Origin of the sequence: Christiangramia echinicola DSM 19838 (assembly GCF_000423065.1) — a bacterium.
Lineage (GTDB): Bacteria > Bacteroidota > Bacteroidia > Flavobacteriales > Flavobacteriaceae > Christiangramia > Christiangramia echinicola.
The window spans coordinates 101,704-123,107 of record NZ_AUHG01000018.1 but is presented as its reverse complement, the minus strand read 5'-3'; the positions used below and the strand labels follow the sequence as shown (position 1 = coordinate 123,107).

The window sequence follows — 21,404 nt, the reverse complement described above, 5'->3', positions numbered from 1 at the left end:
CATAGACTCACAAAAATGCTTTATGGACTTTTTCTAACTCATCAAAGCGTCCTGCTATCCATTAACTCCGGTTAAGTTTCAAACTATCTAGAAACTATTTCTTTTACTTTCTGCTTAATTCCCTTATCTGCATTAGCTGCTGATTTTTTCGCAAGAGGAAGATTAATTTTGTGTTTAGCGACGTTATCCTGGTTAGACAGCCAATCCTCCAGCCTCATTTTTCCCTTAGACTGATTAATTGTACGCAAAGTAACAGCGACATTCTCAGGGCAGTTTACCACTTCTGCAATTTCATGGTTTGTCAATCGGTCGCGATACTCAATGAAAACTGCTTCTGAAGATCGGATATGTTCGTAGTCATATCGATCACCACCACGCAAAGTTTCTCCGGTGTAGCAATCGGTATATAAAGCTCTGCTATCACTGCCTCTTACCAATGCCTCTTTTTGCATTTCAGCTTTTCTCTTGGTGAATAATAAATCAATTTCGTAACGGTGGTACGGTCGGTTTGGTTCTAACACTCCTATATTCTAAAATTCAACTTCAATTTCTAAGACTATTTTCTCCTGAGAAGAAATTTTTTGCTGGTAATTACCTGAAATTGAAACCAAACTTTTCACAGCCCCAACATTAGCCGCAACTTCAAAAAGATTATTTACTTCATTAGAGACTTCAAGTTTAACATTATGAGTTTTCAGTCTATTATCTAAACCGTACTGGGGATCCCGTTTATTGATTAAGGCTTGAATATCTTTGTCAATATCTAGCCCTTTTTTTCGCACGAAATCGTAAACTTGTTCTAGTTTTGGAGGTTGACCTTCTCCATAAGTGTCATTAAGAACGTAATCTTCTTGGTTTGCTTCCTCTCTTTTCTTCTTGGTCTCAACATCTAGGCTACCTTTAGGAATGGAAATTCCAAATTTAGCAGCCATTTCAGAATCAATAAATTTCGTAGAAGTGTAATTAGTATTTACTCTCGTTGCGCCTAAAAGGCGACAAATCATAGAAAAGTTGTTCAACTTTTCTCTTTGAATTACACCTGGGGAGCTTTCTAATTCTACATATTCCTGATTAGCAAAAGGATGCTTTATATAAATGGAGTTTAATCCTGGTCTCGCATTTCCAGAGAAAATGATACCACTTTTTTTAAGGTTCTCAACTTCATTTATATCAATCAACTCAACATTATTTTCCGTGAGCTGGTATTTACTTGTTTCCCATTCATAGGCTACTGCATCGTCTTCGTTAACGAATATAATTACTTCATGATTCATGATATTACGAAAATTAAGGCTGTTAGGATTAATATTATTATTAAAATATACTTGAAATTAATAGATCTTTTTTTTTTCTGAATAATGGAAATAGCTTCAGAAATTGCCGAATGATCGACTCTCTTATCTAATTTATTTTCAACAACATCGAAAAAGTCATTTTTAATTTTACCTGCTTCCAATTTACCTCGTATAAAAGAATAGTTGTAGGTCATCTTTCTGTTTTTCTCATCTTTATCAAGAAGAGCTCCAGTTATTAAGAATCTATCTTTGTAAAATTTAATATTCTTTAAGTCTCCAGACTTATTAGAAAAGTCGATTCTTCGTAGAATTCCTTTTTCCTCTATCAATAAATGAATTGCTTCGGTTGCCAAAGCTGAATTCAAATTAGTTACTCTTCGGTTGTTTATGAATAGATAAGAGCTTTCATTTAGGTTTTCATGTTGTATCCATATTATTTGCTCCATGCCTAGCTAAAAAGTGATTTTTTGAATCCCAAAAGGTCTTTCTTATTGGTTAAGTTTATTAATACTGTAACTGCTATATTATCATTCAAACCTGAAAACTGTTTAGATAACCAGGAATCATCTATTTTTTTATTGGGACCTCTATTTTGTAGTAAATCCCGATGTGATCCAATGAGAATTAATTTCTTATCCCCTTCCGATGTTTTAATCTTTTTATTTATTTTGTTTAATAACCCCCTGCTCTTCCTAAGATAATTAGCTTCCGTTATAAGTCTGCTGCTATCAGTGATAAATATAATATGGTCAGATTCATCTATAACATTTTCATATTGATGCATAATAGCGGTGTCATCTCCAGAAACATCTTTTCCTTTCTTTAGTCTTATCTTTTTATTTCCATGACTAAGAATAATTTCATTTAAATCGATTCCGCTTATTGGAGTGTTTTCCTCATGCTCAGTTTGTCTTAAGTAATTTTGTAGGGTTGTTTTTCCACAACCTTTTAGTCCTAGTACTGCTATTGTTATGTCTTTCTTTTTTTCGAATAATCCTAATTTTTTTAAACCATAGTAGCCTAATCCTAATGTTGATACTCCGGCAATGACTTTTACTGCAGAAACTATTAATGGCCAGGGTATTAGTAGTGAAGTCATAATTTTAAAATTTATTTAAATAGTTGGCTATTTCGCTTTTTCCTATAATACTACCTTGGTTTCTCTTATATCCAATTATTTTGGTTCCCTCTACAGTCATGAATGATCTAACATGTTCTTCATGATTTACTTTCGATTTATCGGAGAATAGAACCTCAATTTCATCAAAGGCTTTAAATCCTTCGCAAATAATGTATTCAGGTTGAATACTTTCTATCAGTTGTTTGGTCCAAACCCTTGAATAATGAAATAAGTTTGCACTGAGCTCCTTAGGTAATAATCGCATAAGTTCATTGAAGTCTGATACATTATCAGTTGCCCAGGTATAGAAATTAATCTTTACTGTGGAATGCTCAAGTTCATAATTTTTACCCGCTTTTTTGAAAAGAGTTTTGGTTTGCTCACCTAGGGTGTGCTTATTTAGATAATATTCAAGAGCCGGCATTGGTTTGAATTGCTCTACAATTTCTCCATGCCATTTATAATAACCTCCCCCTGGATTGAAACCAATTAAGAGAAATTTAGGTTTAGGATGTAAAGGGCTGAATAAGATCTGACAACCTTTATATAATTCCTTGATTTTTGAATTATGGTTGGCTTCCTCCAGGATTTGTTTATGGTAATATTTAATTTCCTCGCAAGTGTTCGAGTAATCAGTAGTTATGGCTGGCATTAATAGTTTAGTAAATAGATTTTAGGGCTGAATTAGATTTCTAAAGTAACTAAAAACTTCGGTTTAGATAACGGTTAACCGTAAAATTACCTGACTCATTACTTCAAGCTAAATTTCTTACAATTTATAACTTTTGCCCACACGAAAATATGTTGTTGAGTAAACGTGCAGAATCGGAAGATTAACGTTTTCGAATAAATGCGTAAGATTTTGTCAGAAATTAAATTTTAGTCTTTAGCGTCACGATCTGGCATTCACTGCTATTAATCTTGTGGAAAAGAATCAGTGAATGAAAATAGAAGTAAATAAAAAGACTTTACAGGCGATTTCTACCATTTATAACACCTCTAAAGAAAAAAAGTTTGAAGCCTCCATTTTTAATAAACTTGAATCAGAACTACATCTTTTATCAGTTAATCTGAGGATAACTCCAGTTGAAGCCTACCTTTTTTCTATAATCTTTACCCAGTTTATAGAAGATGAGATGGTAGATTATACCTCCATAGGCAATCATCTAAAATGTAACGTAATTGATATCCTAGCTCAGTCTGAGACTTTTAGTAATCTGAAAAGGCAGTTTCTAATTGAGGCTAAAATGACTACGGGGAAATTCAGTAAAAGAAGGGAGAGCTATATAATACCTGATATTGTTAAGGAGTATATTCTTGAAGACAAATTTCCCATACCTAAACCTAATAATACCGTAGAATCGGCTATTGAAGTACTTGAAAAATGTTTTGATCTCGCAGATCAAAGTGAGGATAAAGAAATCAATGAGTATGAATGTGTAGGCCGGATACGGTATTATCTGGAATCATATTCGAACTTTAAGTTTATTAAGGAGATTCTAAACTTGAAACTGTCAAGTATGGAACAGGCGATTCTGGTTTATATGCTATGGATAAGTATCTCTGGGGATGAGGCTATAAGCATGTCTCGCCTGTTAAACATTTTTGAGTATAGATCAGTCTTGAAAATACGGAAGTCCCAGGAATTTATTTCTGGTAAGAATATCCTGATCAGTTCTAATTTGTTGGAATTGGATAAGGCTAATTTCTTCAATGACTCGAGATTAAGATTAGGTAAGAAAGGATTGAAGCTTTTGGAGGATGAAGGGATTAAGATCTCTGAAAATGACAAACGAGATCTTATAGTTCATCAGGAAATTCGGGCAAAGCAGCTCTTTTACAATTCGGAGGAAAAAAAGAATCTAAGGTTACTTTCGAATGCATTAGAAAATGACCGGTTTAGAAAAATTCAGAAGCAATTAGAAGAAAAATCGCTTCCATCAGGCTTTAATTGCATCTTTTATGGTCCTCCGGGGACAGGAAAGACGGAAGGTGTTTTGCAAATCGCTAAAAGTACAGGTAGGGAGGTGATGAAAGTGGATATTAGTGAAACTAAGTCCAAGTGGTTTGGGGATAGTGAAAAGTTGATTAAAAAGATTTTTACCAAATATGAAAGTTTGGCCGACTCTGCCGGGAATACACCTATTCTATTGTTTAATGAAGCAGATGCTATTCTATCAAAGAGATTGGATGTGTCAGACTCTTCCATTGCTCAGACTCTAAATACCATTCAGAATATTCTCCTGGAAGAGCTGGAGAATTTTAAGGGGATATTTATTGCTACAACGAATCTTATTGATAACCTGGATCCTGCGTTTGCCAGGCGCTTCCTGTTCAAGGTTCAGATAAATCTACCAGGGGAGGAAGCTAGAAAAGAGATCTGGAAAAATAAAATTGACTTTCTGGCTTCAGAACAATACCTGGAATTAGCTCGCAGGTATAAGTTTTCAGGAGGAGAAATTGAAAATATAACCCGTAAGATCTTTATGCATGAAATTATCAATGCTGAAAAAATTGATTTCAAAGGAATCGTGGAATTCTGTGCTCAGGAAAAGCTTGGAAATACTGGAAGTGGATTTAAAGCCGAAAAGAAAACGATTGTTGGATTCCAAAAGAAGCCGGATGAAGGTGCTAATCTGGCTCGATGATATGCGTGATCCAGCAGATAGGAGAATGGACTGGCTAGCTTACAGTCCTATTGGCAAAGAGGTGGAAGTTGTTTGGTTAAAGAATTATTTTCAGTTTAAGGACTGGATTCTGACAAACGGTTTACCAGAAGGAATCTGTTTTGATCATGATCTTGGTGAAGATACTCCCAGCGGATATGATTGTGCTAAATGGTTAGTTAATTACTGCCTGGATCATAATGTTCCGCCACCACTGTGGAGTTCCCAGAGTGCTAATCCTGTTGGAAAAGCGAATATTAACCGGCTTCTGAGAAATTTTCTAAGAAGTTTGGAATAATATAGTATCAATTAGCCATACTGAGCCAGGGTAGTCTGCAATTCATTTACAATCTTCTTCTGAAGGCTTTCAGGTTTAATTACTTTTATCTTGCTGCCATAGGAAAGAATCTCCATCCTAAAATCATAGGTTGGGCGGATGAAATATTTGAACCTAATCTCCTCTTTTGATCTGACTATTATTGACTGACTATGGTGTAGTGGTAGCGATTCTATATATCTACCCTGTTCCGGAGTAAAAGATAAAATGACTTCAGTAGCTTTTTCATCGGTACCGTTGATAATTCCAAAGCTCTGACTGAATTCTTTATCCACATCATAGTGTACAGGTACAAAATTATCTTTCTCTATGGTCAGATTTTTAATTCTGTCTAAGGCAAAATTCTTCACTTTACCATCTTTTTCATCCCTGGCAATGAGATACCATCTATTTCTTGATTCCTTTAAAGAAATGGGGGCAACTTTTCTTTTCTTTATCGAATCATCCCAGAACTTTTCATAAATAAACTCAACATATAAATTACTTTGAATCGCATGAATTAATCCGGTCATATGTTTTGTTCCCAGAGATCTTCTTTCTTCAAAAATCAGGCTGTCACCAAATCCTCTGGACATTCTAATAGCATTCAAAATTTCAAAGTTCTCTCTAAGCCTTCTTGAAGGAAGATCCTCTACGTCTTCAACTATATGATACTTATTGATCTTTAAATCATTTTTAATCTCTATATCATATATCGAAGCGATGGCCTTGATGTCTCGTTGCATAGTGCGTATTGAAGTAGTAAGATTTTCCTCAACGGCATCTGGGTCTTTTTCCATTTCTTCCTGAATTTCCTTAAAACTCATTGGACGCAGCCGGAGTAATGAAATGATTTTAGTGTATCGTTTTATAGTTTGGCGTACAGACATAAAATAATTTTTAGTGACAGATTTTGTCGAAGAATTGCTTTACTTCAGCTTCAAAGAAATCAAGAGGGATCCGGTGACCCATATGGGGATAGATCTTTATAGTAAGTTCATCGTTGGAAAGCTGATTCGCTATGTAGTTTAAGGTTTCTCGTGGATCTACCACTTCATCTCTTGCTCCTAAAACAAATTGTTTTGAAGCATTGCCCTTAATAAATTTTGGTACAGAATACATAACACTCCAGGGATGTTTGGATAATGGAGGATTAAACAGAAGAGCTGGCCTGCCGATCCAGTTTGAAATTATATAGGAATTTAAAGCACCCATACTGCTGCCTATTATGACATTGAATTCGGTCTCAGGAAATTGCTGAAGAATTTCTACATATCGGAGGTGATCTTCGGAGTAATCAATATCCGGAGCGAAAACCTCTCCGTATTTTTCCAATACTTTTCTTTTTTCAGGACTAAGTTTACTCTGTAGTCCGTGGAGGTATAAAATATTCATTCTGTTAATTTAAATGTTCAGAACAAATAAAACAAGAGAAGACGACAAAATATGTCGTTAAGCTGGAATTCAAAATTTTAAACTTACGGGAGTGATCCTGAAAGAGTTTTAAATTAAGATCGTAGAAGCGAATTATTTCTGGGGAGGTTCTTCTAATAGTAGATCTATATTCTCGAGAATCTCTTCAAACCTGGAAATATCATTATCTAAAACATCCCTGATTTTGTTTTTCATTTGGGAAATATCACCTGAATGATCTTCTTCTCTTTCCAGATATATCGACCTAAAATATTTGATCTGATTGGTGATATAATCACGATAGTCACCGAAAAAATTAGAGTCTACGAGTAATTTATTGAATCGTTCTAGATTGGCTTTATCGTTTTTTGCATAATATCGGTTTAAAGCTACCAGATTGACCTTTTCCAGAAATTTATCGTTAAGAGAAACTGAAAGTACCGGATCTACAACTTTATCCAGATCAAGTGATTCTTTAAACTCGTTTAGATCTTTGATCGCATGGGTTATAGAGGTCTTTAATTCTGGTAAAGAAGCGATAAAAAATCGATGGGCATCTGTAGCCTTGTCTTCACGCTGAACCTTGTATAGCCAGAATGCTATAATAAATCCTAATAAGGTTAAAATAACTGCAGTGCCATCCATCACCATCGACCATTGGTTTGGATCAAGGCTCCACTTTGGAAAAAGGATATAGTATTTTTCTTGAGATTGGTTCATTCAATTACCAATCTCTTATAAAATTTTTGTTCCATTTTGTTATTTAAGAAAATCTTAATTACAAAATGACTTGTTCTATGAACAATAATCACCCTGAAAACCAAATACTGGCATATTATTACTATTTAGAATTCACTTTTAGACATTTAAGCTATGGAAAATGAAAACTACTTTATTTCATGATTTTTAGATCCTTTGGATTTAGCTGGTAGTATGAGAAAAGGGAAAGACAGGTGTCGGTCAATTTTCTCAACTACGGGTTCTATAAAGAGATTTGATACAAAGGAATGTTTGTAATATTCCATACAAAGCATGTCCACTTTATTATGTTTTACGAATTCTGCTATAGACTTCGAAACTTCAATGTGATTGGAAGAAAAAGCCAGCGAAACTTCCAAACCTTCGAAATTTGATTTAAAACTATTATAGTTTTTCCACTGTCTCTGGGACATTTCAGTTTCTTTTCCATCGTGTATCACAGTAATCCTGGCTCCAGATTTTTCAGCAATGGCTTTTATAGTTTTAATCGATTCAGGATTAAATTCATAAATAAGTTCACTTGCAAAAGCGATATGGTATAATGGATTAAAATCTAGTTCTCTTGGGATGATAAGTACCGGAATATTTAAAGCGTGTTCTATGATCTTTGTTGTATTGGTTTCCACAATACTTTTTAAAGTTCCGGCATGGTTGGCAGTGCCCATCACCAGTAGGTCGATATCTTTATTTTGAATAAGATTCAGAATACCTGGTAATAATTTTTGCTCAGAAGGTATGATCTCAAATCTATCGCTGTTTAAATCTGAATCTCTCACAATTCGATGCAGGGTTTCCTTGCATGCTAATTCAGAATCCTTCTTTAGCAGGGATTTTTTTCTAAGCTCCGCCTCATTCACTATACTATAAACTGAAGCTTCAATTTTTTCGCCAAAAAAATTCGCGATATAGAATTTACTTATTCCACCCTTGAACAAGCTTGAGGCATAAAATAATGCACAATATGCTTCACTTGAAAAATCTGTAGCAATCAATATATTTTTCATGGTCGTTAATTCTTAATTGTAATTATTCAAGCTCTAATTGATATAAAATTAGCTGAGATATAACTTTCAAAAAATGATAGACATCATGCTTTCTTCAGTAATTATTAAAATGTGAATGGGTGTAATAGTAAGGAGTTATAAGATTTGTTTTTTCTGAAGTCTAAAATCTCATTATTCCCTTTCGCATTAATAGCAAGGTTTTTCTAAATATAACTGTGAAAAAGTTGATAATATGTTGATAATAGTAAGAATATTTAACTTTGATAATAAAGTTAAATTTCGTTAATTAGTTTTACTAAAAGTTAATAAAATGTTAACATGGATGCACAAGCACATAATGCAGCAGGTTTTCACGAGGGTATGATGGTGTCTGACCTTAGACAGAATACGTCCATTAATTTTATTAATACCCTACGCGAAAACGAACTTATTACAATTTCCAGACGAGGTGAAATACGTCTCACCCCAAAAGGGAAAATAGCTTCAAAATTAGGAGTGAAAAATTATTTAAGATTGGAGAATACCGAAAAACAGTTATTTGAAGAAGAGATTCAGAGTATCAAAGTTGAAAGTCGTGGATTGCTTATGATCTTTGGAGGAATGTTTATCTCGCTTCTTTTGATCATTGGTTTCTGGGTTATAGAATTAAAAGCTATTTGATAATGAATTCAGGCTAATGTTTTGCTGAAACCTTCGGGGATGATTTCTAAATCCTGAACTAAAAACATTAAAACTTTTTCGAATCCGAATACTATATGATTCCTGGTGGCTATAAATTGCGGCATGCAATATTACTATTCCAGTAAGAATCCAGATTCACTAGGTGTCATAAGGGTTCATGCCGAAAAATGCAGGGAATTACCAGATGTTCTTACTAGAATATATTTGGGCATCTTCCCGAATAGTAGCCTGGCTATATCAACAGCAAAGGAAAAACTGCAGCTTACAAAAGTTAGAGTTTGTAATTGCTGCGTTGATTAAAATATACTTTAATTTTTGATGAAAATTCTAGCAAGACCGTTACTTATTAGTGACGGTTTTCTGTTTTAAGCATAGATCAAACTAAATTTGATTAACTTCTTTTTATTATGGGAGAAATTGAGCTGGTTCTAAAAAAACATCAAATAAGGCCTACGGCCATAAGACTTTTAATGTATAGGTTTTTAACCGAGAAGAATGTTGCTGTTACCTTAAATGATATTGAAGCAGGTTTCGATAAATCTGAACGTACCACTCTATATCGCACAATTAAGACTTTTGAAAAGAAAGGCCTTGTACATCAAATAGACGACGGGACTGGCGTTGCTAAATATGCCCTGGATGAGAATACTCTTAAAGTCGGCGATTCTCAGGATCTTCATCTTCATTTTCACTGTACTAAATGTAATGAAACTACATGCCTTACAGATCATAAGATTCCACATATTAGCTTGCCCAAAGGATTTGTGAGTAAGGATATGAATCTGGTTATTAAAGGCATTTGTGATAAATGTAGTAATACTTAATTATGCACTTTAGTTGCATGTTTTTCAGCTTATCTTAGTTTTCTGAATTAAATAAGTTGATGATGAATTTTATTATGCCTTCTTCATTGAAAGAGTATTATTGTCTGGAGATCTTTCGATATAAGAAGTTTCTACAAAGTGGGGATTTTAGAAATGCCTGGAATTCACTTGAAAGAAGCCATATACTTGGTCAGGCTTATCCACTAGAGCATACTAGATCACATTGGTTAATGTTGAAATTTGGTTTTAAGACCAGAAAATTGAAAGAAATATTCGGTCAGATACCAAGATTGCTTGTAGGAGGTGTTAAATCATTTGTGGGGATAATCCCAGTAGGAAACACCGGAGGTTCAAATGTATCTCCTTTAAAACCAATGGAAATTCCATCCAATCTCAAAATCTATCCTGGATAATCATAAAAGTAAACCTTATGTCTAACCATAATCACGGTTGTTGCAAACCTCATAACGATGGTATTTTTGGAGAGAGAACTGAATTGATCTTTGCTGTTTTAAGTGGAGCCTTTCTGCTAATAGGATTTCTACTCGATAAATTCAGCGGATTTTCCTTCATTTATATACTCGTTCCATATTTGATTTCTTATGGTTTTGGTGGTTATTATACCTTGAAAGAAGCAATTGAAGAAATTTCGCATGGTCGGTTTGAGATAGACTTTCTAATGCTGGTGGCGGCTATAGGTGCAGCACTCCTTGATAAATGGGCTGAAGGTGCCCTGCTATTATTCCTTTTTAGTCTGGGACATGCCCTGGAACATCTGGCCATGGAAAAAGCTACAAAATCGATAGAATCTCTTACTAAATTATCCCCTAAAATTGCCTTTAGAAAAGAAGGAGAAGAGTATGTGGAAGTTAGTATCACAGATCTTAGTCCTGGAGATATTATTAAAATAAGACCAAATTCAACGGTTAGTGCCGATGGAGTTCTAATTAGTGGAAGATCCAGTATCAATCAGGCACCAATTACAGGGGAAAGTATTCCAGTAGATAAAGTTCCGGTAGAAGATCCTGATAAAGAATATAGCTCACCAGATGAGATTCCGGCGAAAAGCAGGGTTTATTCAGGAACAATTAATGGAGATAATAGCATCGAGGTAAAAGTTTTAAAGAAGTCTCAGGATTCTACTTTAAACAGGTTAATAACGATGGTTAGAGAGGCACAGGAAAAGAAATCGCCTACTCAGTTGCTTACAGATAAATTCGAAAAATATTATGTTCCTGCCGTTTTAATCTTGATAATACTACTCAATTTTGCCTTCCTGGTGGTTGATGAATCCTGGCAGGATAGTTTTTATAGGTCCATGGCTGCGCTGGTTGCTGCAAGTCCCTGTGCCCTGGCTATTTCTACGCCTTCAGCAGTTTTAAGTGGTATTGCCCGCGCGGCTAAAGGTGGAGTTCTTATTAAAGGAGGGAAGCCATTAGAAGATCTGGGTACCTTAAGAGCTCTGGCTTTTGACAAAACGGGAACACTTACCGAAGGAAAACCAAAACTTACAGACGTGATTCTGCTAAATGGTCTATCTAATGATGAGTTTTTAAGAAAAGTTATTGCGATTGAAAGTTCCAGTAATCATCCATTAGCCAAAGCAGTAGTACGTGATGGTAAATTACGGATGAATAAATTAAATGGAATTTCCACAGCTTCAAATACTGAGGCCATCCAGGGAAAAGGTATTAAGGGTAAGGTTGAAGGAGAAATGATCAGAATTGGGAATATAGAACTCTATGAGGATGTAGGTGGAGTACCAACCGGAGTGAAAGAAAAAGTGCAGAAACTGGAGAGAGAAGGAAAAACGGTAATGTTAGTTCAGAATGAGAATGAATTTAGCGGAATCATTGGTCTCATGGATACACCTAGAAAAGCTGCTGAATCTACATTGGCTAAGCTTAAGAAGATCGGGATTAGAAAAATGATCATGTTAACCGGGGACAACCAGGAAGTTGCCAATGCGGTCGCTTCTGAAATTGGCCTTACCCATGCCTATGGCAGCTTATTGCCAGAAGAAAAGGTAGAGCGAATTATTCAGCTTAAAAAAGAAGAGAATAAGATTGCTATGGTAGGGGATGGAGTAAATGATGCTCCGGCTATGGCAAATAGCACCGTTGGAATTGCCATGGGGGCGGCTGGAAGCGACGTTGCATTAGAAACAGCAGATATTGCCTTAATGGCCGATAAACTGGAGATTCTACCGTTTGCTATTGCTTTGAGTCGTAAATCACAGCAGATCGTAAAACAAAATCTTTGGATTAGTCTGGGAGTTGTAGCCTTGCTTTTACCAGCTACGATCTTTGGATGGGCCAATATTGGTATTGCTGTAGTTTTCCATGAAGGTTCTACGATCGTAGTTGTGCTTAATGCTTTACGCTTGTTGGGATTTAAAGATAGATATAGTAATATTTAAAATTTTATCAGCTTTTTTGGTTAAATAGGATTAAATCCAATATTTTTGAGTAAATTTTGGAAATATTCCTAATCTATCAACTATGGGCACACCTGGATCTATTGAAATTAAGCACTTTAAAGAAGTGCGTGAAGAAAATAACTACACTCAAACTGAATTTGCAGCCTTACTGGGTATCAAGAATTCTACAGCCGATATAGAGCGAGGGCGCACCAAACTTTCAGGAAAGATAGTGGCAGAACTGCTACGACAGTTCGGGATCAATCCCTTGTGGCTTTTTGGAGAAAGTGGGCAGAAATACCTTAAAATTTCTAAGGGTGATGTTAGCCCAAAAGTAATCACTGTAGATAGTTCAGATAATGAGAATATAGTATTAGTGAATCAAAAGGCTGCTGCCGGATATCCTCATAATGTTCAGGATGTAGAATGGTACAATCAGCTTCCGGCTTTTGATATACCATTGCCCGAATTCAGGAATGCTTCTTATCGCGGTTTCCAGATCGAAGGAGATAGTATGTTGCCAGATTATCGTCCTGGGGAGTGGGTTATGGGAAAGGCCGTTTCGAGTATCGAAGAAGCCAGTAATAACCGTGTATATGTAATAGTAATGTATGATTCGGTGCTGGTCAAGAAATTGCAAAAGATGCCAGATCCTTCTAAAGTCCTTCTTATCTCTTTGAATGAAGAATATTTACCGTTAGAAATAAATGTTCATGATATTCAGGAGATCTGGCAGGTGAATTCCAAACTTACCTTCAATCTTGATAATCCATCTAATAGTGGACTTTTTCAGGAATTACAACAATCTATGGAAGAACTTAAACGAGAATTGAAATCTTTTAAGAACTAAAAAACCCTTTCCGGAAAGAAAGGGTTTAATAAAAATTTCAATTAAGAAGTTTAATAGTCGTCATTATTTTCGACTTCATCTTCAACTTCGTTGGCAGCATTTTCAACCGCATCACCGGTTTCATTAGCAGCATTTTCAACCGCATCACCGGCATCATCTGCAGCCTGCTCAATGTCGTTACCAACACTGTTGTTGTCATCATTCATGTCATCCATATCGTCTGATACGTCGTCCATATCATCAGACATTTCCATGTCGTCTGTTTCATTCTCTTTTGCTGTATCTCTACATGAGGTAAAAAATACTCCCATAGATAGCATTAAAGCAAACATTACAATTGGTTTTTTCATCTTATTATAATTTTTGGATTTGGTTTAACTTTTAAATAGTAATGATCATCTGAGTTCAATATAGTTTAATATATGAATCTAGTTATCATCACCTATTTTATCGATTTCTTCATCGATCTCTTTATTCACTTCTTTATCTACTTCTTTAGCAGTTCTTTCCAGGATACCTTCTTTTTCTTCAACTTCCTCTGGAGTTTTAACTTCTTTCTCTACTTCAACCTCCCTCACAATGGTCTCCTTTTCAGCTGTGTCTCTACATGAAGTTAATACTACAGAGAACATTAACAGGCCACCGGCCAGGATTGATAAACGTTTCATTGTTCAATAGTTTATTTGGTTATATACCTCGAAATTACAATTAAAACCGATTCTACGTTTTAATTTTAAGGTTTTTTAGCAAAGAGTGTTAAGATTAAAGGAATCCCGGTTTAAAGGTGTTCTTCGAGTGCTCTAATCGCTCCGGTATTACTGTTAATAAAGTGCCCTGCTATCATTCCGGTCTTTTCTCTGAATTCTAAATTCGTATATAATTTGGTTAATATTGCTGAAAATTCTTCCGAATTTTTAACAGAAAACAAGCCTGCTAGCTGTCTTAAACGCTCTGCTTCAGGAAATTTACTGAAATTTTCGCCTATGATTATAGGTATTCCAAAAGTCGCGGGTTCTAAAATATTATGAAGTCCTGTATTTCCGGCAGCTCCACCCACATAAGCAATATCAGCATAGCTATACGCTCTTCCCAGTAATCCTATAGTATCCAGGATTAATACGGAATAGTGGCTCAAATCCTTGCCTTCTTTTTCAGAATATTTAATGGTTGGAATATTTATGCGTTTTTCTAGTTTCTGGATCTTTTCAGCTTTGATCTCATGAGGAGCTATGATGAATTTTATATTTACTGAACTGTTAAGGAATTTCAGGATTAATTCATCGTCTTCCGGCCAGGTACTTCCGCAAACCACCAACATTTTATCCTGTTTGAACTCTTCAATGAAGTCAATATGGTTGTCTGCTTCTAATTGCGCCGCTACCCGGTCAAATCTTGTATCACCACTAACTGTAACATTCTTAAAACCTATAGAGTATAGTAATTCCTGAGATTCTTTATTCTGAACAAAGAAATGATCAAATGCCTTTAAAGACTTGATCATCCATTTTCCGTAAGCTTTGAAAAATGCCTGGTCTTTTCTAAAAACTCCGGAAGCAAGAAATGTTCTAATTTGTCGTCTCTTCAGTTCTTTTAGAAGGTTAGGCCAGAAATCATACTTGATGAAAAAGGCCATTTTCGGCTGAATAATATCCAGAAACCTTTTAGCATTATCTGGAGTGTCCAGTGGTAGATATGTAAAATGATCTACCAATGAGTGTTGCTTTTTATTGTTGTATCCGGAAGGTGAGAAGAAACTAACCACCGTTTTTTTCTCAGGATATTTTTCCTTCAGCAGTTTTAATACGGGTACGGCCATTTCAAATTCTCCCAGAGAGGCAGCATGTATCCAAATATGATCTTCATTAGGGTCTATTTTCTTTTCTAGTCGTGAAAATAGATCTTCTCTGCCTTCAGTAAAATCTTTCAATTTAGGACTGAATTTTCCTGCCGCTTTAAGAACAGTTCCACTTAGTTTTACTAATACGTTGTAAATTCTATGCACACTTAAAACTTGAGATTGCTAAAATAGGCCTTTCCCAATAATTGGATTGCCAGTAGGACCTATATTTCGTATTTTCGTAAACCTGAAAAATATTGTAGATGAAAAAGATTCAAATGGTTGACCTTAAAGGTCAATACGAAGGTATAAAAGAAGAAGTAAATAAAGGAATGCAGGAAATATTAGAGGAAACTTCCTTTATTAATGGGCCTCATGTTCATGCATTTCAAAAGGAATTAGAAGAGTATCTGGATGTAAAACACGTCATCCCATGTGCTAATGGAACCGATGCTCTGCAAATTGCAATGATGGGGTTGGGCTTAAAACCAGGTGATGAAGTTATTACTGCAGATTTTACGTTCGCTGCGACGGTGGAGGTGATCGCATTACTTCAGTTAACCCCTGTTCTTGTTGACGTAGATCCGGAAACTTTTAATATAGATCCAGAAGAAATAAAAAAGGCTATTACGCCAAATACTAAAGCAATTGTGCCTGTTCATCTATTTGGGCAGACGGCCGATATGGATGCGATTATGGAGATTGCAAAAGAGCATAACCTATATGTGATCGAGGACAATGCGCAGGCTATTGGAGCCGATTTTCATTCTAAAACCGGTGAGATAAAAAAAGCCGGAACTATTGGTGATGTAGCGGCTACTTCTTTCTTCCCTTCTAAAAATTTAGGTTGTTATGGTGATGGTGGAGCGATCTTTACCAACAATGATGAACTGGCCCATACTATCCGGGGGATTGTAAATCATGGGATGTATGAACGTTATCATCATGATGTGGTAGGAGTTAATTCCAGACTGGATAGTTTCCAGGCAGCCGTACTCAGAGCTAAGCTTAAAAATCTGGATATTTATAATGAAGCAAGAAAAGAAGCTGCTTTACAATATTCCACTGCCTTTGCTGATAATGAACATATTGTGACTCCGGTGAGAAGAGGTGATTGTGACACCCATGTTTATCATCAATACACATTAAAGATTGGTAATGGGAAAAGAGATGCCCTGGCAAAACATTTACAGGAAAAAGGGATTCCGTTTGGAGTTTATTATCCAATTCCGCTACATCTTCAAAAAGCTTATGTAGACGAAAGGTATGACGAGAAGAACTTTACGGTGACCAATCAACTGGTTAAAGAAGTGATCTCCCTGCCAATGCATACTGAATTGGAAGATGACCAGATCCAGCATATCTCAAAAACTATTATAGACTTTCTAAATAAATAACATCATGAAACTGATTACAATTTTAGTAGCCATTTTTATTACTTCTAATATTATGGCCCAGGATATTTATATTCATGCAGGTAAATTAGTAGATACCAAAAACGGTAAGGTCTTAAATGATCAAACTATAATTGTATCAGGACAAAAGATAAAAAGTGTTGAAAAAGGATTTATCGATCCGGCTTCGGAACAGGATTCTTTGATAGATCTTAAAACTAAAACAGTACTTCCCGGGTTTACAGATATGCATGTGCATCTGGAAAACGAGACTAATCCGTCAAAATACCTTCAGCGGTTTACAAATAACCCGGCAGATGATGCTTTTAGTTCTATTGGGTTTGCTGAAAAAACTCTTATGGCTGGTTTTACTACCGTGAGAGATCTCGGCGGTTCAGGGGTTAATATTGCATTGCGAAAGGCTATCAATAGTGGTAAAGTTGCGGGCCCTAGAATATTTACTGCGGGTAAATCTTTAGCTACAACGGGAGGTCATGCAGATCCTACTAATGGAATGAATACTGCTTTAACTGGAGATCCCGGGCCAAAAGATGGAGTGGTAAACTCGGTTGAAGATGCCAGGAAAGCAGTTAGACAACGTTATAAGAATGGAGCAGACCTCATTAAGATCACTGCTACAGGTGGCGTTTTAAGTGTGGCGAAAAGTAGTTCTAATCCTCAATTTTTTACTGAAGAAATTGAAGAGATCGTAAAGACTGCCAGGGATTATGGCTTTCACGTTGCAGCCCATGCTCACGGGGATGAAGGAATGCAGAGAGCGGTGAAAGCTGGGGTGACGACTATTGAACATGGAACCTTAATGAGCGAAGAAACTATGGATATAATGAAGGAATATGGAGCGTATCTTGTTCCTACTATTACCGCCGGAAAAGAAGTAACGGAAAAAGCAGAGATCGAAAACTATTATCCGGAACTGGTAGTGCCTAAGGCCAGGGAAATAGGACCAAAGATTCAGAATACCTTTGCTAAAGCCTATAAAAGGGGAGTGCCTATTGCTTTTGGAACAGACGCAGGGGTTTTTAAACATGGAGACAATGCAAAAGAATTTGGATTTATGGTTGAAGCCGGAATGCCTGAAATGGAAGCAATTCAGGTAGCAACGATTGTGCCTGCTAAAATCCTGAAAATGGAAAAGGAAAGCGGCCAGCTTGCAAAAGGTTTTTATGCGGATATCATAGCTGTAGATGAAGATCCTACTCGGAATATAAAAACGCTGGAAGACGTGAAATTTGTGATGAAAGAAGGAAAAGTCTATAAAAATAATTAGACAGAATATAGAGTTATCCAGAACTTGTTTCAGGATCTCAAATTATAGAATTTGAATCGAGTTCAGGGTTAGGGAGATAAATACAACTAAAAAAGCCTGATCAAATATTTGATCAGGCTTTTCAATTATATAATAATAAGAATTATTAGATTCCTGCAGATGAGGTCTCCATACTTCTTTCTATTTTTTTAACCAGTCCCTGTAGGACTTTTCCAGGACCAACTTCTACAAATTCTGAAGCTCCGTCCTTGATCATATTTTGAACAGATTGGGTCCATTTTACCGGGGCGGTCAATTGAAAAACAAGATTTTTCTTGATCTCCTCAGGATCGTTTACCGCAAATGTGCTTACATTTTGATAAACCGGGCAGATAGGATTATTGAAGGTTGAGTTTTCAATTGCCGCGGCCAGATCTTTCCTGGCTGGTTCCATTAATGGAGAGTGAAATGCCCCCCCTACAGGAAGTATCAAGGCTCTTCTAGCTCCTCTTTCCTTTAGATTCTCACAAGCTCTTTCTACTGCATCATAAGCACCAGAAATCACCAGTTGCCCCGGGCAGTTATAGTTAGCTGCAACTACAATTCCTTCAGTTTCTGAACATACAGATTCTACCATTTCATCTTCAAGTCCTAATACTGCTGCCATAGTGGAAGGTTCTAATTCACACGCTTTTTGCATGGCCTGGGCTCTTTGAGATACCAGTTTTAATCCGTCTTCAAAGCTTAGTGTTCTGTTGGCTACAAGCGCTGAAAATTCTCCAAGTGAATGTCCTGCAACCATATCTGGTTTAAAGCTATCTCCAAGAACTTTACTCAAGATCACTGAATGAAGAAAAACTGCTGGTTGTGTAACCTTAGTTTGCTTCAGATCTTCAGCAGATCCTTCAAACATTATATCTGTAATAGAAAATCCAAGTATATCATTTGCCTGGTTGAACAGGTCCTGTGCTTCGGGAGACTTTTCATAAAGATCCAATCCCATTCCCGAAAACTGGGCTCCCTGACCGGGAAAAACGTATGCTTTCATAAATGTTGGTTTAGGAAAGCAAAAATAGGGATAAATAAAAAGACCTCATAACAAAGATTCGTTATGAGGTCTCTTCATGCAAATACAAGTCTTCTATAAGTCTAATTTTCCTTTTTCTCCAATATCCTGGTTATTGCCACTTACCGCAGCCATACCTAATTTAAATAGAGTTACCATTTTACTGTCCTTATTATCCCAGTAATATGCTTCTTTAGGATTCACCTTTATTGCAGTAATATTTGGATCATCTTTACCATCGAACCAGGCATTATCTGCTTTAGAAAATAATTCATGAATTACATCGCGGTTGGTCTCGATAAATGCTTCTCCATATATAGATAAGAATTCCATATCTGAAGTTCCGCTGTACAACAACTGTACATCGCTATCCTTTTTAATATTCCTGTTGTGCTCACTATCAGCATTACTTAAAAACCAAACAGCACCATGATCATCTACCTGCTTGGTAGACATAGGTACAGCGCTTAAAGGCTTCTCATCCATATTAGTAACCAGCATGCAGAAATCTACATCTTCTGCCAGTTCCTTTATTTTTTCTCTTGCCTTATCGTCATATAAATTTTTAGTACTCATAATCAATTTTATTTTTTATGAAGATACTTTAGATGTGACGGTATATGCGCTAATGAACTGCTAAAAAAAGTTTCGCCGATGTTAAGAAGTGTAAAATCAGCTGTATTTAGAAATTATCGAAGTTACCTGGGATCTATAACCTGAGCCAAAAATGTTTAAATGGACTAGTAGGTAGTATAGCTTCCAAAGATCTAATCTTTCTCTCCATCCTTCCTGAAGCGGAAAGGTTTCTTCGTAAACTTTAAAAAGCCTATCATCAAAACCGCCAAATAGATGCATCATTCCCAGGTCCAATTCTCTAGGAGCAAAAGCAACAGCAGGATCTATTAAACAGGGGAGTCCCTGAGAATTAACCAGGTAATTTCCGTTCCATAGATCTCCATGCACTAAAGAGGAAGGCTCATCTGGAATAGTATTTTTACAATTGGAATAGAAGCGTTCTGAAACATTTAATTGAAATCCATTGTCTGCTGCCATTTTTATTTGAGGTTCCAGGCGCATTTCAATATAGAATTCGGAAGCAGAATTACGTGTTTCATTGTATTGCGGTAGGCTGCCAATATAATTATCGGTATCCAGACCGAAAGAGGAGGAGGTCTTTTGATGTAGCTTCGCTAATTGCTCCCCGAATATTTCCCAGAAATCTGAAGTTTTTTGTCCTGGATTTTTGTATTCCAGTACTAAATATGACTGAGAATCTACTTTCCCTGTCTTTATAGGTTTAGGAATGTCAATTACCTCGGCTTCCAGTAATTTTTCCAGACCTGTTTTTTCAGCATCGAACATTCCAGGGAATCTGTCGGCATGATTTAGTTTTATCACAAACTTTCCGGAAGATGTTTCCATGAGAAAGACCTTATTAATATCTCCGCCGCTTAGTACCGAATAATCGGTAAGTTTAAGGTCTAGATCTTTAGCAATCTGCTCTAATATTCGCCTTTGATCACTTACGCTCATAGGTTAGGTAAGTAAAAGAATGATCATGCTTATCGTCTTTTTCGTGAAATTCTTCCTTTATAAGCTTCCAGTTGTCTTCATCAATTTCCGGAAAATACGTGTCCGCTTCAAATTCTCCATGAACCCTGGTAAGTTCAATTCTGTCTGTAGCTTCCATTCCTATCTTATAGATCTCACCGCCACCAATAATAAATGGCTGTTCATCTAGTTTAGAAACCCTGAGTGCCTCGTCAAGTGAGTTTACAACGATAGTACCCTCTGGACTATAATCCTTTTTTCGGGTAATGATTACATGGGTTCGGTTAGGTAAAAGCTTAGGGAAAGACTCAAAGGTCTTTCTACCCATAATTATATAATGTCCCGACGTAAGTCTCTTAAATCTCTTGAAATCATCGGGTAAATGCCATACAAGATCATTGTCTTTACCAAGAGCGTTATTCTCTGCGGCTGCAGCAATTATTGTGATCATTTATTTCTAACTATTTATAGGTCTCTCCGGGTCTTCCGGGTTAATTCTTTTTGTTGAAGTAGTAGGGTCTATAGTTCTTCTTTCTTCAGGGAGAGGATGATCTCTATCTACCTTTTCCTGTAAATGAGCTATTCTTTGCTTCTGTTTTTTTACTAGTTTATCTACCTGTCTGGCTTCCCAGTCTTTTCCCATGAAACTGTTTACTATAAAAACATTGAAAAAATGGACCAAAAAAATGAGCGTCCAAAGTAATACGGCCCATACAAACCAGTTATATCCCAGTGGCTTAAATTGCTCCTGATAACCTATAACAACGTTAAGCACAATAAGGAAGACGGCTCCAATTAGAAAAACTACAAAATGCTGAAAAAGACGCTTTTTTTGTCTAGCCCTCTTTCTGGCATTTTCGTATAGTTCGCGTTGTTCGTAATCTATTTTAGAGGTGTTTTTCTTTTTAGAAAACATATTTACAATTACATTAGTGTACTATC

At 36.1% G+C, this 21,404-nt stretch carries 27 protein-coding genes; 10 read left to right on the top strand and 17 right to left on the bottom strand.

The window, feature by feature from the left end; genetic code table 11:
• Positions 1 to 83 precede the first annotated feature (83 nt).
• The 5 genes from G530_RS17010 to G530_RS0114120 all read right to left on the bottom strand — a co-directional run bounded on the left by G530_RS17010 (position 84) and on the right by G530_RS0114120 (position 3,067).
• Positions 84 to 452, bottom strand: coding sequence for a hypothetical protein (locus G530_RS17010; RefSeq protein ID WP_205619200.1), 369 nt, complete (start codon positions 450 to 452; stop codon positions 84 to 86).
• Positions 453 to 530: 78 nt separating this feature from the next.
• Positions 531 to 1,274, bottom strand: a complete 744-nt coding sequence (locus tag G530_RS0114135; RefSeq protein WP_026935157.1) for a hypothetical protein — start codon at positions 1,272 to 1,274, stop codon at positions 531 to 533.
• The gene (locus tag G530_RS0114130) at positions 1,271 to 1,648 is read right to left on the bottom strand and encodes a hypothetical protein (protein ID WP_156888642.1); all 378 of its coding nucleotides are present in this window, start codon (positions 1,646 to 1,648) and stop codon (positions 1,271 to 1,273) included. The genes G530_RS0114135 and G530_RS0114130 overlap by 4 nt, the downstream gene beginning before the upstream one ends.
• A 95-nt stretch (positions 1,649 to 1,743) precedes the next feature.
• Entirely contained in the window at positions 1,744 to 2,394 is a 651-nt protein-coding gene (locus G530_RS0114125) for a GTPase domain-containing protein (RefSeq protein WP_026935155.1), read from the bottom strand.
• Between the two features lie 4 nt (positions 2,395 to 2,398).
• Positions 2,399 to 3,067 (bottom strand): hypothetical protein, encoded by a 669-nt coding sequence (locus G530_RS0114120; RefSeq protein ID WP_026935154.1) that lies wholly within the window; start codon positions 3,065 to 3,067, stop codon positions 2,399 to 2,401.
• Positions 3,068 to 3,356: 289 nt separating this feature from the next.
• Here G530_RS0114120 and G530_RS17395 point away from each other — a divergent pair, with 289 nt between their 5' ends.
• Together G530_RS17395 and G530_RS17000 are read left to right on the top strand one after the other, a co-directional pair.
• The gene (locus G530_RS17395) at positions 3,357 to 5,063 is read left to right on the top strand and encodes an AAA family ATPase (RefSeq protein WP_051199801.1); all 1,707 of its coding nucleotides are present in this window, start codon (positions 3,357 to 3,359) and stop codon (positions 5,061 to 5,063) included.
• A complete protein-coding gene (locus G530_RS17000; RefSeq protein ID WP_026935153.1) occupies positions 5,038 to 5,379 on the top strand; it encodes a cyclic-phosphate processing receiver domain-containing protein in 342 nt (113 codons plus the stop codon). Before G530_RS17395 ends, G530_RS17000 begins: the two co-directional genes overlap by 26 nt.
• An 11-nt stretch (positions 5,380 to 5,390) precedes the next feature.
• Here G530_RS17000 and G530_RS16995 read toward each other — a convergent pair whose 3' ends face one another.
• The 4 genes from G530_RS16995 to G530_RS0114090 all read right to left on the bottom strand — a co-directional run bounded on the left by G530_RS16995 (position 5,391) and on the right by G530_RS0114090 (position 8,573).
• Positions 5,391 to 6,287, bottom strand: coding sequence for a helix-turn-helix transcriptional regulator (locus tag G530_RS16995; protein WP_035716504.1), 897 nt, complete (start codon positions 6,285 to 6,287; stop codon positions 5,391 to 5,393).
• 10 nt (positions 6,288 to 6,297) lie between these two features.
• On the bottom strand, positions 6,298 to 6,792 hold the full coding sequence (locus G530_RS0114100) for a YqiA/YcfP family alpha/beta fold hydrolase (RefSeq protein WP_026935152.1): 495 nt from the start codon (positions 6,790 to 6,792) through the stop codon (positions 6,298 to 6,300).
• Positions 6,793 to 6,924: 132 nt separating this feature from the next.
• Positions 6,925 to 7,530 (bottom strand): hypothetical protein, encoded by a 606-nt coding sequence (locus tag G530_RS0114095; protein ID WP_026935151.1) that lies wholly within the window; start codon positions 7,528 to 7,530, stop codon positions 6,925 to 6,927.
• Positions 7,531 to 7,697: 167 nt separating this feature from the next.
• Positions 7,698 to 8,573, bottom strand: a complete 876-nt coding sequence (locus tag G530_RS0114090; RefSeq protein WP_026935150.1) for a universal stress protein — start codon at positions 8,571 to 8,573, stop codon at positions 7,698 to 7,700.
• 318 nt (positions 8,574 to 8,891) lie between these two features.
• On the opposite strand from G530_RS0114090, the gene G530_RS0114085 reads away from it, so the two are divergent.
• From G530_RS0114085 to G530_RS0114060, 6 genes are all read left to right on the top strand, one after another.
• On the top strand, positions 8,892 to 9,233 hold the full coding sequence (locus G530_RS0114085) for a hypothetical protein (protein WP_026935149.1): 342 nt from the start codon (positions 8,892 to 8,894) through the stop codon (positions 9,231 to 9,233).
• Between the two features lie 123 nt (positions 9,234 to 9,356).
• Positions 9,357 to 9,554 (top strand): hypothetical protein, encoded by a 198-nt coding sequence (locus G530_RS17665; RefSeq protein WP_156888641.1) that lies wholly within the window; start codon positions 9,357 to 9,359, stop codon positions 9,552 to 9,554.
• Positions 9,555 to 9,661: 107 nt separating this feature from the next.
• Complete coding sequence (locus G530_RS0114075; RefSeq protein ID WP_026935148.1) at positions 9,662 to 10,078, top strand: Fur family transcriptional regulator; 417 nt, start codon at positions 9,662 to 9,664, stop codon at positions 10,076 to 10,078.
• Positions 10,079 to 10,137: 59 nt separating this feature from the next.
• On the top strand, positions 10,138 to 10,491 hold the full coding sequence (locus tag G530_RS0114070) for a DUF3703 domain-containing protein (RefSeq protein WP_340139855.1): 354 nt from the start codon (positions 10,138 to 10,140) through the stop codon (positions 10,489 to 10,491).
• A 17-nt stretch (positions 10,492 to 10,508) separates the two neighbouring features.
• Positions 10,509 to 12,497 carry a heavy metal translocating P-type ATPase gene (locus G530_RS0114065; RefSeq protein ID WP_026935146.1) on the top strand — a complete coding sequence of 663 codons (1,989 nt, stop codon included), beginning with the start codon at positions 10,509 to 10,511 and terminating at the stop codon, positions 12,495 to 12,497.
• A gap of 82 nt (positions 12,498 to 12,579) precedes the next feature.
• Positions 12,580 to 13,347, top strand: a complete 768-nt coding sequence (locus G530_RS0114060) for a LexA family transcriptional regulator (RefSeq protein WP_026935145.1) — start codon at positions 12,580 to 12,582, stop codon at positions 13,345 to 13,347.
• 50 nt (positions 13,348 to 13,397) lie between these two features.
• Here G530_RS0114060 and G530_RS0114055 read toward each other — a convergent pair whose 3' ends face one another.
• From G530_RS0114055 to G530_RS0114045, 3 genes are all read right to left on the bottom strand, one after another.
• Positions 13,398 to 13,658: a hypothetical protein gene (locus G530_RS0114055; protein WP_240472170.1), complete on the bottom strand. Its 261-nt coding sequence runs from the start codon at positions 13,656 to 13,658 to the stop codon at positions 13,398 to 13,400.
• Between the two features lie 117 nt (positions 13,659 to 13,775).
• Positions 13,776 to 14,015, bottom strand: a complete 240-nt coding sequence (locus tag G530_RS0114050) for a hypothetical protein (protein ID WP_026935143.1) — start codon at positions 14,013 to 14,015, stop codon at positions 13,776 to 13,778.
• Positions 14,016 to 14,125: 110 nt separating this feature from the next.
• On the bottom strand, positions 14,126 to 15,349 hold the full coding sequence (locus tag G530_RS0114045; protein ID WP_026935142.1) for a 3-deoxy-D-manno-octulosonic acid transferase: 1,224 nt from the start codon (positions 15,347 to 15,349) through the stop codon (positions 14,126 to 14,128).
• Positions 15,350 to 15,447: 98 nt separating this feature from the next.
• Between G530_RS0114045 and G530_RS0114040 the strand changes: the two genes are divergently transcribed.
• Together G530_RS0114040 and G530_RS0114035 are read left to right on the top strand one after the other, a co-directional pair.
• Positions 15,448 to 16,581, top strand: a complete 1,134-nt coding sequence (locus G530_RS0114040; protein WP_026935141.1) for a DegT/DnrJ/EryC1/StrS family aminotransferase — start codon at positions 15,448 to 15,450, stop codon at positions 16,579 to 16,581.
• Positions 16,582 to 16,585: 4 nt separating this feature from the next.
• Positions 16,586 to 17,866 (top strand): metal-dependent hydrolase family protein, encoded by a 1,281-nt coding sequence (locus G530_RS0114035; protein ID WP_051199799.1) that lies wholly within the window; start codon positions 16,586 to 16,588, stop codon positions 17,864 to 17,866.
• A gap of 145 nt (positions 17,867 to 18,011) precedes the next feature.
• Here G530_RS0114035 and fabD read toward each other — a convergent pair whose 3' ends face one another.
• The 5 genes from fabD to G530_RS16990 form a co-directional block, all read right to left on the bottom strand.
• Entirely contained in the window at positions 18,012 to 18,893 is an 882-nt protein-coding gene (gene fabD, locus G530_RS0114030; RefSeq protein WP_026935139.1) for an ACP S-malonyltransferase, read from the bottom strand.
• Positions 18,894 to 18,986: 93 nt separating this feature from the next.
• Complete coding sequence (locus G530_RS0114025) at positions 18,987 to 19,487, bottom strand: pyridoxamine 5'-phosphate oxidase family protein (protein WP_026935138.1); 501 nt, start codon at positions 19,485 to 19,487, stop codon at positions 18,987 to 18,989.
• A 96-nt stretch (positions 19,488 to 19,583) separates the two neighbouring features.
• Positions 19,584 to 20,444 (bottom strand): fructosamine kinase family protein, encoded by an 861-nt coding sequence (locus tag G530_RS0114020; RefSeq protein ID WP_026935137.1) that lies wholly within the window; start codon positions 20,442 to 20,444, stop codon positions 19,584 to 19,586.
• On the bottom strand, positions 20,431 to 20,913 hold the full coding sequence (locus G530_RS0114015) for a dihydrofolate reductase (RefSeq protein WP_026935136.1): 483 nt from the start codon (positions 20,911 to 20,913) through the stop codon (positions 20,431 to 20,433). The genes G530_RS0114020 and G530_RS0114015 overlap by 14 nt, the downstream gene beginning before the upstream one ends.
• Before the next feature lie 6 nt (positions 20,914 to 20,919).
• Positions 20,920 to 21,378: a 2TM domain-containing protein gene (locus G530_RS16990; protein ID WP_035716502.1), complete on the bottom strand. Its 459-nt coding sequence runs from the start codon at positions 21,376 to 21,378 to the stop codon at positions 20,920 to 20,922.
• Positions 21,379 to 21,404: the final 26 nt, after the last annotated feature.

What these genes read in the sequence shown, in the direction of transcription:
- fabD (WP_026935139.1), bottom strand. Translation starts at nt 18,893, where the DNA reads ATGAAAGCATACGTTTTTCCCGGTCAGGGAGCCCAGTTTTCGGGAATG.
- G530_RS0114090 (WP_026935150.1), bottom strand. Translation starts at nt 8,573, where the DNA reads ATGAAAAATATATTGATTGCTACAGATTTTTCAAGTGAAGCATATTGT.
- G530_RS0114035 (WP_051199799.1), top strand. Translation starts at nt 16,586, where the DNA reads ATGAAACTGATTACAATTTTAGTAGCCATTTTTATTACTTCTAATATT.
- G530_RS0114120 (WP_026935154.1), bottom strand. Translation starts at nt 3,067, where the DNA reads ATGCCAGCCATAACTACTGATTACTCGAACACTTGCGAGGAAATTAAA.
- G530_RS0114095 (WP_026935151.1), bottom strand. Translation starts at nt 7,530, where the DNA reads ATGAACCAATCTCAAGAAAAATACTATATCCTTTTTCCAAAGTGGAGC.
- G530_RS0114085 (WP_026935149.1), top strand. Translation starts at nt 8,892, where the DNA reads ATGGATGCACAAGCACATAATGCAGCAGGTTTTCACGAGGGTATGATG.
- G530_RS0114025 (WP_026935138.1), bottom strand. Translation starts at nt 19,487, where the DNA reads ATGAGTACTAAAAATTTATATGACGATAAGGCAAGAGAAAAAATAAAG.
- G530_RS0114055 (WP_240472170.1), bottom strand. Translation starts at nt 13,658, where the DNA reads ATGGGAGTATTTTTTACCTCATGTAGAGATACAGCAAAAGAGAATGAA.
- G530_RS16995 (WP_035716504.1), bottom strand. Translation starts at nt 6,287, where the DNA reads ATGTCTGTACGCCAAACTATAAAACGATACACTAAAATCATTTCATTA.
- G530_RS17000 (WP_026935153.1), top strand. Translation starts at nt 5,038, where the DNA reads ATGAAGGTGCTAATCTGGCTCGATGATATGCGTGATCCAGCAGATAGG.
- G530_RS0114040 (WP_026935141.1), top strand. Translation starts at nt 15,448, where the DNA reads ATGAAAAAGATTCAAATGGTTGACCTTAAAGGTCAATACGAAGGTATA.
- G530_RS0114050 (WP_026935143.1), bottom strand. Translation starts at nt 14,015, where the DNA reads ATGAAACGTTTATCAATCCTGGCCGGTGGCCTGTTAATGTTCTCTGTA.
- G530_RS0114015 (WP_026935136.1), bottom strand. Translation starts at nt 20,913, where the DNA reads ATGATCACAATAATTGCTGCAGCCGCAGAGAATAACGCTCTTGGTAAA.
- G530_RS0114020 (WP_026935137.1), bottom strand. Translation starts at nt 20,444, where the DNA reads ATGAGCGTAAGTGATCAAAGGCGAATATTAGAGCAGATTGCTAAAGAT.
- G530_RS0114135 (WP_026935157.1), bottom strand. Translation starts at nt 1,274, where the DNA reads ATGAATCATGAAGTAATTATATTCGTTAACGAAGACGATGCAGTAGCC.
- G530_RS0114065 (WP_026935146.1), top strand. Translation starts at nt 10,509, where the DNA reads ATGTCTAACCATAATCACGGTTGTTGCAAACCTCATAACGATGGTATT.
- G530_RS17665 (WP_156888641.1), top strand. Translation starts at nt 9,357, where the DNA reads ATGCAATATTACTATTCCAGTAAGAATCCAGATTCACTAGGTGTCATA.
- G530_RS0114070 (WP_340139855.1), top strand. Translation starts at nt 10,138, where the DNA reads ATGATGAATTTTATTATGCCTTCTTCATTGAAAGAGTATTATTGTCTG.
- G530_RS17010 (WP_205619200.1), bottom strand. Translation starts at nt 452, where the DNA reads ATGCAAAAAGAGGCATTGGTAAGAGGCAGTGATAGCAGAGCTTTATAT.
- G530_RS17395 (WP_051199801.1), top strand. Translation starts at nt 3,357, where the DNA reads ATGAAAATAGAAGTAAATAAAAAGACTTTACAGGCGATTTCTACCATT.
- G530_RS0114100 (WP_026935152.1), bottom strand. Translation starts at nt 6,792, where the DNA reads ATGAATATTTTATACCTCCACGGACTACAGAGTAAACTTAGTCCTGAA.
- G530_RS0114125 (WP_026935155.1), bottom strand. Translation starts at nt 2,394, where the DNA reads ATGACTTCACTACTAATACCCTGGCCATTAATAGTTTCTGCAGTAAAA.
- G530_RS0114075 (WP_026935148.1), top strand. Translation starts at nt 9,662, where the DNA reads ATGGGAGAAATTGAGCTGGTTCTAAAAAAACATCAAATAAGGCCTACG.
- G530_RS0114060 (WP_026935145.1), top strand. Translation starts at nt 12,580, where the DNA reads ATGGGCACACCTGGATCTATTGAAATTAAGCACTTTAAAGAAGTGCGT.
- G530_RS16990 (WP_035716502.1), bottom strand. Translation starts at nt 21,378, where the DNA reads ATGTTTTCTAAAAAGAAAAACACCTCTAAAATAGATTACGAACAACGC.